8 protein-coding genes are annotated in these 14,838 nt (G+C 63.5%); 3 read left to right on the top strand and 5 right to left on the bottom strand.

What is annotated here, in order from left to right:
* The first annotated feature begins 316 nt into the window (after positions 1 to 316).
* Positions 317 to 2,731, top strand: coding sequence for an FUSC family protein (locus tag KPG66_RS12830; RefSeq protein WP_237071092.1), 2,415 nt, complete (start codon positions 317 to 319; stop codon positions 2,729 to 2,731).
* Positions 2,732 to 2,854: 123 nt separating this feature from the next.
* On the opposite strand, the gene KPG66_RS12825 is transcribed toward KPG66_RS12830, so the two are convergent.
* The 5 genes from KPG66_RS12825 to hrpA all read right to left on the bottom strand — a co-directional run bounded on the left by KPG66_RS12825 (position 2,855) and on the right by hrpA (position 12,919).
* Positions 2,855 to 4,912: a hybrid sensor histidine kinase/response regulator gene (locus KPG66_RS12825; RefSeq protein WP_237071091.1), complete on the bottom strand. Its 2,058-nt coding sequence runs from the start codon at positions 4,910 to 4,912 to the stop codon at positions 2,855 to 2,857.
* Positions 4,909 to 6,660, bottom strand: a complete 1,752-nt coding sequence (locus KPG66_RS12820) for a sensor histidine kinase (RefSeq protein ID WP_237071090.1) — start codon at positions 6,658 to 6,660, stop codon at positions 4,909 to 4,911. Before KPG66_RS12820 ends, KPG66_RS12825 begins: the two co-directional genes overlap by 4 nt.
* Before the next feature lie 241 nt (positions 6,661 to 6,901).
* The gene (locus tag KPG66_RS12815; protein WP_237071089.1) at positions 6,902 to 7,696 is read right to left on the bottom strand and encodes a competence/damage-inducible protein A; all 795 of its coding nucleotides are present in this window, start codon (positions 7,694 to 7,696) and stop codon (positions 6,902 to 6,904) included.
* Between the two features lie 34 nt (positions 7,697 to 7,730).
* On the bottom strand, positions 7,731 to 8,576 hold the full coding sequence (locus KPG66_RS12810; protein WP_041754757.1) for an EI24 domain-containing protein: 846 nt from the start codon (positions 8,574 to 8,576) through the stop codon (positions 7,731 to 7,733).
* A gap of 185 nt (positions 8,577 to 8,761) precedes the next feature.
* Positions 8,762 to 12,919, bottom strand: a complete 4,158-nt coding sequence (gene hrpA, locus KPG66_RS12805; protein WP_237071088.1) for an ATP-dependent RNA helicase HrpA — start codon at positions 12,917 to 12,919, stop codon at positions 8,762 to 8,764.
* A 22-nt stretch (positions 12,920 to 12,941) separates the two neighbouring features.
* Here hrpA and argA point away from each other — a divergent pair, with 22 nt between their 5' ends.
* Both argA and KPG66_RS12795 read left to right on the top strand, forming a co-directional pair.
* Entirely contained in the window at positions 12,942 to 14,351 is a 1,410-nt protein-coding gene (gene argA, locus KPG66_RS12800) for an amino-acid N-acetyltransferase (protein ID WP_237071087.1), read from the top strand.
* A 62-nt stretch (positions 14,352 to 14,413) separates the two neighbouring features.
* The gene (locus tag KPG66_RS12795; RefSeq protein WP_013428666.1) at positions 14,414 to 14,689 is read left to right on the top strand and encodes an oxidative damage protection protein; all 276 of its coding nucleotides are present in this window, start codon (positions 14,414 to 14,416) and stop codon (positions 14,687 to 14,689) included.
* The last annotated feature ends 149 nt before the right edge of the window (positions 14,690 to 14,838 follow it).

Genomic DNA, 14,838 nt, shown 5'->3' with positions numbered 1-14,838 from the left:
GAAGATCGCGACGCGTGACGGCCACAGGGGCGCCCCGTCGTTAGTGAAAGACCCAAGCATAACAAAGCGCCTGCCGCACGCGAACCCGGCCGTTCGGCCTATTGTGCGCGACAGGCCCGTGGCGTTACGCTGTCCCGGTACGTTATTGGGCTGTGGGTCGAAGACCCGCTCTTCGCCGGCGCTCGGCAGTACGCGGCTGGTGCCCGACGACATGCCACCCGATGTGATGGTATACACGAGCATAACTTCCGGTGGGTGCAAAAAACATCGGTGAAGTGCGCTAGACTCGCAGCATTGTGTGCCCACCCAAGCGTCGATGCGATATTCGATCGAAATCAAGAAATTTCTATACAGTCAGTATTTCTACGGTGGGCTTCGGATCGCGACCGGCATCTCGCTGCCGGCAGTGGTGTTGCTCGTCGTCTTTCATAATCGGGAGCTTGGCTTCACGATTTCGACCGGTGCACTGGGCGCATGCGTGGTCGACATGCCCGGCCCCCTGAAATACAAGCACAACGAGATGCTCGCGTGCAGCGTGATCGGGTTCTTCTCGGCGCTGGCCACCGGCATCGCGACTGCTCACCCGCTATCGCTGTGGCTGACGGTCGTACCGTTGACTTTCGTGCTGTCCTTGATCGTCGTCTACGGGAACAAGTGGCCGCAGATCAGCTTCGCGACGCTGTTCATGATGGTGGTGACGCTGGAGGAGCGCTTCACGCCGCTCCAGGCACTGGCCAATGCCGGTTGGATCCTGGCCGGCGGAATCTGGTACACGTACTGGTCGACGTTCGTGTCACGCTGGCAGATCCACCGGATCGAGCAACAGGCGATCGCCGAAAGTGTGTTCGCGTGCGCCGACTACTTGCGTGCGCGCGCCCGTTTCTACGATCCGACGCATGATCTGGATGAGTGCAACAGGCAACTGGTCGACAAGCAGGTGTTGGCCGTGGATCGGCAAGAGGCAGCACGCGACATCGTACTGCGCAACCTGCCGAAGCTGCGCAGCGGGCAGCTCGACGCGCACCGCACGATGTTGTTCAATTTGTTCATCAATACGGTCGACCTGCACGAACTGTTTGTCGGTGCGCACGTCGATCACCCGATGATCCGCGCGACCTTCGGTGGCTCGGACTTGATGGTATTTTTTCGCGACCTGATCGAGAAGGCCGCGACCGACCTGGAGGACGTCGGACTGGCCGTGTTACAGGATCGCCCGTCGGCACAGCGGATCAACGCAAAAGCGGAGCTGCGCGCGATCGAGTACGAGATCGAGTTGATGCGCAAGAAGGCCTTGCCAACCACCAATCCGGAGGCGTACTCGGCGATCGTGTCGGCATTCCGGCGCGTCTGGAGCGCACAGCGGCTGATCGAGCGCATGCACCGCAACACGCGCGTGGATATCAGCGCGCAAGACACGGAGATGCGGATCGACCAGGCGCTGTCGCGCTTCCTGTCGAGCCGACGCGTGCCGTGGATGCAAATCTTTTCGAATCTGACCATGTCTTCGCCGAGCTTCCGGCACGCATTGCGCGTCACCGCTGCGGTGGCGATCGGCTTGTGGCTCGGCCGCCTGCTGCCGCTCACGAACGCGTACTGGATTGTGATGACGACCATCATCATCCTGAAGCCTGGCTACTCGCTCACCAAGCAACGCAATACGCAGCGGATCATCGGTACTACGATCGGCTGCGCGGCGAGCATCGCGCTGATCCTGTCCGTGAAGGAGCCGCCACTGCTGTTGGCCGTCATGTTCGCCAGCATGGTGATGAGCTACAGCCTACTGCTGTTCAACTATACGGCCAGCGTCGTATTCACGTCGTCATATGTTCTGTTGATGTTCCACATGCTGGCACCCGGCAGCCTGCGCATCATCGGCGAACGCGCGATTGATACGGTGCTAGGCTGCGCGATTGCAATCGCCGCGAGCCACCTGTTTCCCTACTGGGAATACCGGCTGATGGGCAAACTGGTCAACGGCTTGCTCAGTGCCACCCGGCAATACCTGGAAATCTGCTGGTATGCGGGCAAATCGCGGACCGCGGCCGGCGGCGCAACGGACCAGGTCAAGCCGCCGCCTTCGGATCCGGCCGCGCCGGCGGACAAGAAGGGCAAAGAGGCCAGCGCACTGGTTTCCAGCGCAACCGCGCAACCGACGCCGGCGGCCAGCGCAGCCGCGTCGGCGATCGACAGCGACATCCGTTACCGGCTTGCGCGTAAGAATGTGCATATTGCATTCGCCAACGTCGGGCAGGCGTTGCAGCGCATGTTGCTCGAACCGAAGTCGGCGCAACGCTACGTCGCTGAGTTGAACGACCTGCTGGTGCGCGTGCACGCGTTGACGGCACAGATCACCGCGTCCGCGCCGCTCATGATGACGCTGTCACAGTCGCCGGCCCGCACGGCCGGAATCGTGGGCGCCGCCGGATGGGGCACCCAGCCCGTACCGGTCGTCGATGCGCAAGCACTTGCGCCACTGCGCAAGGCGCTGGGCATCGTCCATGATAATCTGGTACAGGCCGAAGCGGGCGTCGCACCGCCTCCCGAGCAAACAAGCATCGTCAAGCAGTTGAATCGTGAACTGGACCAGATGGTCGTCGACGCGGAACGCACGCGCAGCGAATCGTCCGACGTGGCGCACGAGCTTAAGGGGTTGGCATACCAATGTAAGCAGATGGTGGGCGCATCGTTCATAATCCGCAAGGATGCGAGCATTATCAAGTTGCCGACATAGGAGTCGGCGCTGTTGCAACATAGGAGTCGGCGCCGTTAATGGCTCCAAGGCGTCGGCATGACTGCTGCAATGCCTGGCCGTGCTTGGCACCCGCATCGAGCCCTGATACGCAGGTAGCGTCGGCTACGCGCGCACCGCCGGTGGCGCGCGGCCGACCAGCGATGCGATCGCCAACAGCAGATCGGCCGGATCGACAGGCTTGGCCAAGTGCGTCTGGAAGCCGGCCATCAGTGCGCGCCGGCGATCATCGCCGCGGACCCGGCCGGACAATGCCGCGGCCGGCGTCATCCCGCCTCGTGCCGCCTCACGCTCGCGCAACTGTGCAATAAATGCGAAGCCGTCTTCCTCCGGTATGCCCAGATCGCTGATGACGACATCGGGCGTGCCGTCGTCCAAAACCTGCAACGCATCGCGCACAGACGCCACCGCGCTCACCTGCGCGCCGCGCTCCTCGAGCACGCGGTGCACGAGCTCGCGCGCATCGGCTTCATCTTCGACCACCAGCACATGAACACCATCCAGGCGCGGTAGCGCCGTATCCGGCTGCGCGCTGATCGGTGCCACTGCGCCGCGACGCGTGTCGGCGCCGGTCGTCACCGTGGGCAGCGTCACCGTAAATGTCGCGCCGCGCTGCTCACCGTCGCTGGCCGCGGTGATATGGCCCCCATGCATCTCGACCAGCTCCTTAACGATCGACAACCCCAGCCCCAAGCCGCCAAACTGGCGTGTGGTACTCGCGTCCTCCTGTCGGAAACGCTCAAATACGTGCGGCAGGAACGCCTCGCGGATACCGCAGCCGGTATCACTGACGACCAGTCGCGCCTCGCCGTCGCCGCTGGTCAGCGTGACCGCCACACGTCCACGCCGGGGCGTGAACTTGATCGCATTGGTCAGCAGATTCCAAATGATCTGCTGCAGCCGAGCGGGGTCACCATTGACCACGGCCGGCGCGCCCAGCACCGGCATGACACGAAGCTCCTTCGCGTCGGCTGCTAGCTGCACGGTCGCGATCACGTCGGTGATCACATCGACCAGTTCGACGCGCTGCACGTTGAGCCGCACCTTGCCCGCCATGATGCGTGACATGTCTAGCAAATCGTCGATCATCTGCGATTGCAGCCGTGCATTGCGGTGGATCACCTGCAGGCCCTTCTCGACGCGAGCCGGATCGGACGCGTCACGCAGCAGCAACTGGGCCCATCCGACGATGGCATTCAGCGGCGTGCGCAGTTCGTGCGACAGCGTGGCGACGAACTCGTCCTTGAGCCTGGATGCCCGTTCCGCTTCCGAGCGAGCCTGCCGCTCGTTTGCGAGTAAATGCTCACGCTCCTGCGCAGCCAGCTTCTGATCGTCGATGTCAGTCGACGTGCCAAACCACTTGCTCACCCGGCCGGCACCATCCAGCAGCGGTGCGGCCCGGGTCTTGAACCAGCGCCACGCGCCGTCGGCGGCCCGCAACCGATGTTCGACATCGTAATCGCTGCTGTCGCGCAAAGCGTCGGACCAACGCTGTACGGTACGCTCGAGATCCTCAGGATGAACCAGCGCGTCCGGCCACACGTGACCAAGCAGCGAAGGCGCATCCATACCCGTGTAGGATAGCAACTGCTTGGACGCAAAATCGATCCGTCCGTCGGGCAACGCGGTCCAGACTAGTTGCGGGATCGCCTCCGCCAGCGTCCGGTAGTGCAACTCCCTTGCGCGGACCAACTCCGCCTCGGCAATCTCCCGTTGCGCGCGCTTCTGCGCCAACACACGCTCGATTGCCTGTGGTAGATAGTCAAGATAATCGGAGGTTTTTGGCACCACATCCGCGACGCCCGAGCGCAGCGCCTCGATCACCCGCGTCTCATCGGCAAAGCCGGTGCACAAGATCGCGGGCAGCATCGTGCCCTGCATGCGTAACGAGCGCAGGAAGTCGAGCCCCGTCTCGGCGGTACCGAGCACATAGTCCACGACCAGCACGTCAGGCCACCGCTCCTGGCCCCGGCCGTCTAGCCACGCGCGCGCGGCCTGCGTGCTCGTCAACGTCACCACATCAAATCCGGCGCGGGCAAGCGCACGGCGGGCCAGGCTGAGCAAACCCTCGTCGTCATCGATAATCAGTGCACAGGCAGCCGGCGGGCCATCCGCGCCCAATGCTCCAGGTGACGAATCGATTCGATGAGAAGCAAGCGTCATACAGGGAACGTCGAGTAAGTAGGCGACGGGCGGTCCTGAGCTGAAGCGTCGGCGCCGGGCTCCAACCCGCTGCCTGGGCGCAGACGGCCGGGTCGCGCGGCCCTGGGCCCCGCGTTGACGCGGGCTAGCGCGCTCAAAGTTGCCGCACGCAACGCTTCATGCGCACTGCAGGATTCGGGCAACGACAAGTAGAACGTCGAGCCGATGCCTTCACTGGACTCGGCCCATACATTGCCACCATGTCGCTCGACAACACGACGCACGAGCGCCAGCCCAATACCCTCGCCCTTGACTGCGCCACCGTGCAGGCGCTGGAACGCGGTAAACAATTTGGGCAGTGCCGATGCGGGAATGCCATATCCGTTGTCGCGCACGTAGTAAATGCGTAACGAGTGCACGCCCACTGGGTTCGGACGCGTACCGATCTCGATCTCGCCAGGACGGCTCGGATCAAGATAATTGACCGCATTGGAGACCAAGTTCGCGAAGACTTGCTCGACTGCGGTCGGATCGCCCCATGCCGACGGCAACGGATGTATCTTCACGGTCACGCCCCGGCTCTTGATCGAGTCGCGCATAGCATCCACCACGCGGGACATCACCGCCTGCACATCAACTTGTTGCGGTCGGTACTCGACCCGCCCCGCACGCGAGAGCCGCAGCAACGCGTCAATGATACTGGCCGAGCGCATCACCGCTGTTTGCAGGAAGCGCAACGCCTCGGCAATATCATCATCGACGATCCGCGATAGCCGGCGCCGTTGTGTGTCGGTCAGCGTGCTTCGCGCCAGTATCTCGCGCACCGAATCGCACGCCAAGCTCAGCTCCTGAGAAAACCCCTGCAGGTTGACCAGTGGTGCGCGCAAGTCATGCGACACGCTGTAGATAAACATTTCGTTTTCTTGCGTACGCTCGCGCAAATGCTCGTTCATCGTGCCGAGTTCCTCGGCCTGATGCGCAAGGTCGGATCGATAGCGCGACTCGATGCGCTCCGCTTCAAGCAGGCGTCGGCTCGTCTGGTGCAGCGCGAGGTCTAATTCGGCGATTTCATCGTCGCCCTCGAGCATCGGTGCGAGCGGCGCATTGTTTGCGAGTTGCTTGGTGTTGTCCGCAAGCCTGCGCAGCCGCCGTCGCACGCTCGACGTGAACACATAAACCGCGATGGCGCCGGTGATGATCGACGCGATCACGGCCGACACGAGCAGCACCTGCTGCATGCGGCGCGCCTCAGCGATACGTTCGGTGCGAACGCTGTCTAACCGCATCTCTTCTTGTTGCAACGCGGCGACCTGCGCACGGAAGTAATCGACGATATCGTGGCCTTTGAACTCGCGAAAGCGGGCCACGACCCCCGCTTGCTGACCGTGCCGCAGCAACTCCTGCGAACGCTCACTCCACTGCCGGTACGCCTGTGCGCTTTGCCGAATCTGCACCGCACGCTCGACTTGCAATGGATTGTCGGCAACCAGTTCGATCAACCGGTTGATGCGACGGTCGATCTCACCCCATTGGCTAGGCGGCGTCCATACCTGTCCGTATCCGTCGATCACGGCGCCGCGCATGCGCACGGCATCGACTAGCACTGGGTCAAGCACGGCAGTGGCCTGACTCAATACTTCCTTGCTCCGCACTGCCCACTGCTCCGCTTCCAGGGCCTCGGCCTGGGTACGCATCACGCCGACCAGTAAGCCAAGCTCGACGAGGCTCGGAATCGCGATCAGCAGCAGCCCTTTGGTGATCAATCTCATACAGCGTTCTGGCGTTGGCGAAACAATGCGCACGGCAATGTCCGATCCGACACACGCGCGAAACGCTGCATGACAGGCACGCGGCGGCGCGGCGTGTCGCCGGATCGGCCACGGAGCCATTATCGCGTCGTTCAGCCTAAATGACAAAAGCCCATGCTGTGGCAAATGACCTTCATCAATTCAGATATAAGGGCCACAACATTAAGCATGATTATTTCAATATCGCGCTCAACAATCAGCTTTAAGACTCGAATATTTCTCCTCCAAGCGCATGTACGCCTTCATGTAGCACACCATACGCGGCAGCGACTGCCTCCGGGTCGCCCTTAACGCCCAAATCGATATGCCGCCGTGCATAGATTCCGCCACGCTCAGCATCGCCGACGCTGGGTAAGCTGAAGACACGTACGCCGGCAAAATCGCGTTCGATACGCTCCATCAGCGGCGTAAGCGCCGACTCAGGCAACTCGAACACCAGAAATGAGCGCTCGTCACGCGGTGTGCCGTGATGCAAATGTGCATAATGGGTGTCGAGCACCCATTCCATCATGGGCCATGCCATGACAGGAAACCCTGGCATGAAATAATGATGACGCACCGAAAAGCCGGGAATCTTGTTATAGCTGTTCGGAATGATGCTGGCACCCTGCGGAAACACACCCATATTGAAGCGATGCAGGTTATCCGGCGCGTCCAGGTCCGCCCGGCCGGGCGGCGCGGTTTCGCTAATCCGCTCGGCGATTAGTTGCCGGGCCTGTGGGTGCAGTTCCAGCGGCACGCCGAGCGCGGCCGCCGCACACTGCCGCGTATGATCGTCTGGCGTCGCGCCAATGCCTCCGGTCACGAAGACAATGTCATCTGAGGCGAAGGTGCGCTTGAGGGTGGCAGTGATTCGTCTACGCTCGTCGCCGACGTACTCGGCCCACGCGAGCGCCAGCCCCCGTGCGCGAAGCAACTCGATGGCTTTGGGCAAATGCTTGTCAACACGCCGTCCGGACAGGATTTCGTCGCCAATGATGATGATGCCGAACCCCATGGGTTCCCCTTGATCGTTTCAGACGACACGCAGCTTACGCCGATCCCGGCGGGCGCGCTTGCGGTGCTTGCCGGTCGGCCCCATGGTGTCGCGCGCGCAATTGCCTCAGCGCGCGCAGGCAATAATGGGCGAACCATAGCGCGGAGAACACGAAGATGTACACGTACAGCCAGATCGACACGATCGCGACGAACGGGAACAACACGATCATCAACACGGAGGACGCCCACAGCAGCGTCGGGACCGCGCCGAGCATCCCGCACATCACGCCGATCGCGAGCAGTGGCATGCGGTGCATGCGAAAGATCATGCGCCGCTCATCCAAGCTCGCATGCCATGCCAGCGCATCGTAGGTCATCACGCGATAGGTGAGCCAGCCCCACAGCAGCGGCGGGATCACGGCGAACAGCGGCGGCACGAGCCACAACGGGACCGTGACGACCAGCAGCACCACGCAGATGCACGTGGCTACGATCGAGTGGAGCAAACTGCCGAGCAGCGTGCCGCCGCGCCGGGGCTCCAGATCGGCGAATTGACGCGCACCGAGATGGCGGATCACCGCCGGCATCGATATCGCGGCAATCATTAACAAAACGGTCAACACGATCAATGGCACGGCGATCGCGACCACGACGAGCGGCGCGAGCACCATTTGCACGTGGCCGAAGCCGATCCCCGCGAACAGCGAATTGAGCGACGCGGTCCAGCCCCAGTGTGACAGCCAACCATGCGCCGCACTGACCCATCCTTCCCAGCCGAACCACAGCACCGCCCCCCAGCCCAGCGCGGTCAGCAGAAACGGCAACGCGGTCAACCACAGCATCCGCGGATGAAGCATGCCCAGCAGCGCGCGACCCAACGAACTGAACAACTCGTTCATGGACACACGAGCGCGGCAGCAAGCGAGCCGGCCACGCAGCGGGCTCGCGCAAAACGGCGAGCTGGCGCAAAACGATTGGAATCGAGCATGGGCAACCAGACGGGAAAACTGCGTCTATTGTACGGTTTTTGCCGAGGGCTCGGAACGAATCACGCATTGGGGCCAACGCGCCGGCATGTCGCGCGTCATCGCTGCATCGATTCCCATACCTTGTGCAGCCGCTTGGCAGACACTGGCATCGGCGTACGCAATTCCTGCGCGAACAGCGAGATGCGCAACTCCTCGAGGAGCCAGCGGAACTCCACGAGCCGTGCGTCGGCTGCACCGCCTCGCTGCGACAACGCGCGCTGATACGGCTGCATGAGCGGCGCGAACTCGGCCGTGAGCCGCTGGTCGCGCGCCGGGTCCACCTTGAGCTTATCGATGCGCAACGACATGCCCTTCAAGTAACGCGGGAAATGCGCAAGCTGGGCGTAAGGCGTATCCATTACGAAGCGGCGGGTCATCAGCGCGGCCAGCTGCTGCTGCATATCCGCGTGGGCCGCGCCAAAGCCTTTGGCCTGCACGAGCTTCTTCACGAGCGCTGCGTACTCGGCGAGGATTTGGCCGGTCAGCCGGGCAAGTTCCTGAGCGAGCAACGACAGCCTAGCCCGGCCCTCGTCGCGCCGGGCGGCGAAGCTGGCATCGTCATGCGGCAACGGCGGCTGCAGGCAGGCACGATCCAGCGCGGCTTCGATCAATTGGTCGCGCAGTTCCTCCTGCGTGCCGAGCGCCATGTACTGCATTGACATTTCGCGCAGTCCTGGCAAGTTTTTCTCCAGATAGCGGATCGGCTCGCGCAATTGCAGGGCGAACAGCCGGCGCAGACCGGCGCGATGGATGTGCTCAGCCTGCACAGGCGAATCAAAGACTTCGACGTCGCAGTGCCCACCGCGATCGACCAGGGCCGGATAGCCGAACAGCGTCTGGCCGCCACGCTGGATCTCGAGCAACTCGGGCAGCGTGCCAAAATTCCACGTCGTCAGGTTCTCATACAGCGCGGTACCGGCCGGCCGCGCCGTATCCGGTGCTTCGGCGTGACCCGGCCCGCCAGCGTTCGCCAGTCCGTTTCGCGCCGCGCCGCTCAACGGCTGATCGGCAACGCGCGCCGCACGCGACGCCGGCGCCTCGCCCGGCGTCCGGCTCGGCAAGCCAGCGCTTATCGCGGCCGCCCGTGCATGCCCGGACGGTGGCCGCCCGTTAGTTCCTGCCGCGCCGGCCGCGGCCCAGACGATGCGCTGGAATTGTTGCTGCGCCTGTGCACCAAGCTCGCCACGCAGTTGCGCAAGATTGCGCGCCATTGCGAGTTGCCGCCCGTGCTCATCAATCACCTTGAAATTCATGAACAGGTGCGCCGGCAGCGTCTCGATCTTGAAGTCAGTCGACTTGACCATCGCTTGCTTGTGCTCGCGCAGGTCGGCGATCAGCGCGTCAATCAACGACTGCCCGGCGAAATGCGCGCGCTCGACGAAACCGGCCGCATACTCGGGCAGCGGCACGCAATGTCGGCGCAGCTTTTGCGGCAGTGATTTGAGCAGCAACTGCACCTTGTCCTTCAACATGCCAGGCACCAGCCATTCGGTGCGACGCGCATCGACTTGGTTCAGCGCGTACAGCGGCACGGTCAGCGTGACGCCATCACGCGCCGCGCCCGGCTCGAAATGGTAGCTCAGCGCCATGTCGACGCCGGCCATCGCCAACCGCTTCGGAAACAGATCCGTCGTCACGCCAGCCGCTTCGTGCCGCATCAGGTCTTCGCGCGACAGAAATAGCAGCTTGTCGCCGTCGCTACCCCGCCGCCGCGCCTCGTCGCGATACCAGCGCTCGAACGCCGCGCCAGTATGGATCTGTGCGGGCACCGCCGCATCGTAGTACGCGTAGATCAACTCATCGTCGACCAGCACGTCTTGACGACGCGACTTGTGCTCAAGTTGCTCGATTTGCGCGACCAGCCGCCGATTGTGCGCAAAGAACGGCAGACGGGTGTCGAATTCGCCATCGACCAGCGCGCTACGAATGAACAATTCCCGCGCACGCGCCGGATTCTGCGCGCCAAACGCGATGCGTCGGCGCTGATAGACGGGCAGCCCATACAACGTGCCACGCTCAAACGCCACCACCTGCGCGGCCTTCTTCTCCCAATGCGGCTCGGCGACCGAGCGCTTGATCAGGTGGCCGCCGACACGCTCGATCCATTCCGGCTCGATGCGGGCGACGGTGCGCGCGTAAAGCCGGGTGGTCTCGACCAACTCCGCAGCCATCACCCAACGGCCGGCCTTTTTCGCGAGCGTCGATCCCGGCCATATGAAGAAACGAATGCCCCGTGCGCCCAGGTAATGCGGATCGTCATCGGCCTTCAGACCAATGTTTCCGAGCAACCCCGCCAACAGCGCCTGATGGATCTGCTCGAACGTCGCCTCGGACTCGTTCAGCCGCCAGCCGTGCTCGCGCACCACGGTCAACAACTGCGAATGCACGTCACGCCACTCGCGCAGCCGCAGATGCGAGAGGAACTGCGCGCGGCACGCTTCGGCCAGTTGCCGGTTCGATTTTTTGTGCGCAACGGCTTGCTCGAACCACGCCCAAATCTTCAGCCACGTGATGAACTCCGAGCGCTCGTCGGCAAAGCGGCGATGCGCCTGGTCGGCCTGCTCCTGCGCGTCCAGCGGACGCTCGCGCGGATCCTGCACGGATAGCGCGCTGGCAATGATCAGCATTTCGCGCAACGCGTGTTGCTCGCGCGCCGCGACAATCATCCGGGCCACGCGCGGATCCAGCGGCAGGCGCGCCAGCTCGCGACCGACCGGCGTCAACGCATTGTCGTCGTCAACCGCACCCAGCTCGGCGAGCAATTGATAGCCATCGGCAATGGCCCGGCCCGGCGGTGGCTCGACGAACGGAAACGCGTCGATTTCGCCCAAGTGCAACGACTTCATCCGCAGGATCACCGACGCCAGCGACGCGCGCAGGATCTCCGGATCCGTGAAGCGCGGGCGCGCCTGGAAGTCACGCTCGTCATAGAGCCGAATGCAGACGCCGTCGGCCACCCGGCCGCACCGGCCAGCCCGCTGATTGGCGGCGGCTTGCGACGCCGGCTCAATCTGCAATTGTTCGACCTTGTTCCGGTACGAATAGCGCTTGACCCGGGCCAGGCCGGTGTCGACGACATAGCGGATACCGGGCACCGTCAGCGATGTCTCCGCAACGTTGGTGGCGAGCACGATGCGGCGTGCATTACCGGGCCGGAACACCCGCTCCTGCTCGGCGGCCGACAGCCGGGCAAACAGCGGCAGGATCTCAGTATGCGGCGGATGGTGCTTGCGCAGCGCCTCGGCGGCGTCGCGAATCTCCCGCTCGCCCGGCAGGAAAACCAGGACGTCGCCCGGGCCTTCACGACACAGTTCATCCACCGCGTCGACGATCGCGTCATGCAAGTCGCGCTCGGCCTGACGCGCGGCGGTGACACTGCCCACGGCGCCCGGCGGAGAGCCCAGCGAGCCAATTGGACCGGCCCCGGGCGCTGCGCCGCGCCGTGCGAGCGTAGCGCGGCCGTCGTCGCCAACGACCGGCCGATAGCGGATCTCGACCGGATACAACCGTCCGCTGACTTCAATGACGGGCGCGGGCTGCTCGTCGCTGCCGAAGTGGCGCGCAAAGCGCTGCGCATCGATCGTGGCCGACGTAACGATCAACTTCAGATCAGCACGCCGCGGCAGGATCTGCTTCAGATAGCCGAGCAAAAAATCGATGTTCAGGCTGCGCTCGTGCGCCTCGTCGATGATGATCGTATCGTAGGCGCGCAGCAGTGGATCGGTCTGCGTTTCCGCAAGCAGGATGCCGTCGGTCATCAACTTGACCGAGGCGCCCGGCGACAGGTTGTCGGTGAAACGAACCTTGTAGCCCACCACGTCGCCGAACGGCGTACCCAGTTCCTCGGCAATGCGTCGCGCCGTCGCCGATGCCGCGATGCGGCGCGGTTGCGTATGGCCGATCAGGCCGGTGCCGCCCGCGCCCAGCCCGCGTCCGAGCGCCAGGCAGATCTTGGGCAGCTGCGTGGTCTTGCCTGATCCGGTTTCGCCGCTGACGATCACCACTTGATGGTGCGCGATCGCAGCAGCGATCTCATCGCGCCGGCCGCTGACGGGCAACGCCGGCGGAAACGTAACAGAAGGCACCGGATTGGGCGCCGAGGACGCGCGCCGCGCTTCGGCGCGACGCGCGGCAGGCGGGGTGCGGTGGCGCGCGGGGTCGGCGCGATCGGCCGGCGAAGCATCAGCCGCGCGGTTTTTGGCTACATTGGACATGGGGGCGCATTATAATCCGGCCATGACTGCACAAAACGATCTTGCCCGCCGCGACACGAGGGCCAGCGACCTCGCCGTGGCCGGCAGCCAGACGAGCGCCGCCATCGGATACACCGCGAATCACGCTCAATTCGTCGAATGGCTGCGATCGGTCGCACCGTACATCCATGCGTTCCGCAACCGGATGTTCGTCGTCGCGTTCGGCGGCGAGTTGGTGCAGGCGGGCGCGCTCAATGCGCTGGTGCAGGATGTCGCGTTGTTGCATGCGATGGGCATTCAGATCGTACTGGTGCACGGTTCCCGCCCGCAGGTCGAAGAACAATTGAACCTGCACCAGGTCGAGTCGTTGTTCGCGGGCGGCATGCGGATCACCGATGCGCGCGCGCTGGAGGCGGCCAAAGAAGCGTCCGGCGAAGTGCGGCTGGACATCGAGGCGGCGATCAGCCAGGGTTTGCCCAATACGCCGATGGCGCACGCGCATATCAGCGTCGTATCCGGCAATTTTGTCACCGCAAGGCCGGTCGGAATACTCGAGGGCGTCGATTTCCAACATACCGGCGTGGTGCGCAAGATCGATGCCGAATCGATTCGGCATTCGCTGGAGAGCAACAAGATCGTGCTGCTGTCGCCGCTCGGATTTTCGCCGACCGGCGAGGCGTTCAATCTGTCGATGGAGGATGTCGCGTCGTCCGCGGCCATCGCGCTACGTGCTGACAAGCTGATCTTCATCACCGAGACACCCGGCGTGATCGATGGCGATGGCGGGCTGACCCGTGAGCTGTCGCTGGACGACGCACAGAGAATCTACGAAGCCCATACGGGCGAGTTGGACCGCGCGGATGCGGACTTTTACCTGAAGCATGCGATCCGCGCGTGCCGCGGCGGCGTGCCGCGCTCGCACATCATCCCGTACGCGCTGGACGGCAGTATCCTGCTGGAGCTGTTCCTGCACGACGGGGTCGGCACCATGATATCGTACGAGAATCTGGAAAGTCTGCGCGAGGCAGTGCCGGATGATGTCGGCAGCATTTTGCAACTGATTGAGCCGCTCGAGACGGACGGCACGCTGGTGCGGCGCGGCCGCCACCAGATCGAGCGCGACATCGACCAATTTTCAGTGATCGAGCACGATGGCGTGCTGTTCGGTTGCGCGGCGCTGTACCCGTACCCGCAGGAGCGGATCGGCGAAATGGCGTGCCTGACCGTGGCGCCGGAGGCGCAAGGCACCGGCGACGGCGAGCGCTTGCTCAAGCGCATCGAGCAACGCGCCCGGGCGCGCGGCCTGACGCGGATTTTTGTGCTGACGACACGCACTGAGCATTGGTTCCTAAAACGCGGTTTCGTCAAGGCGACGGTCAACGACCTGCCCGAGGACCGGCGCCGCCTGTACAACTGGCAACGCAAGTCGCTCGTGCTGATCAAGCAGCTCTGAGAACGCGCGGGGAATCCGCACGTCGGCGCCCCGTCCCACCCCGATATCAAAGGAGAAGTCTAATGGCTCGAATGGTTCACTGCGCAAAACTTGGCAAAGAGGCGGAAGGATTGGACTTTCCACCATTGCCGGGCGAGCTTGGCAAGCGCATCTTCGAAAGCATCTCGAAGGAAGCATGGCAGGCGTGGCTCAAGCAGCAGACGATGTTGATCAACGAAAACCGTCTGAACATGGCTGATCCGCGCGCGCGCCAATATCTATTAAAACAAACTGAAAAATTTTTCTTTGGCGAAGGCGCGGACGTCGCGTCGGGGTACGTGCCGCCCGCCAACGGCTAAGCGGCGTAGCCGTGCCAGACATTGGCCGGCGGTGCACGCCGGCCACCATTGCCGCACGCCGGTGGTCGGCTTCTCGTGCACCCCGCACGAGATGAAGTGACTGAACAGCGCGTCGATTCCGCGCTACCTGCTAGATCTTGCGGGTGAGC

The organism is Mycetohabitans sp. B2 (assembly GCF_021733735.1).
Lineage (GTDB): Bacteria > Pseudomonadota > Gammaproteobacteria > Burkholderiales > Burkholderiaceae > Mycetohabitans > Mycetohabitans rhizoxinica.
This window is presented reverse-complemented; position numbering and strand designations above follow the sequence as displayed.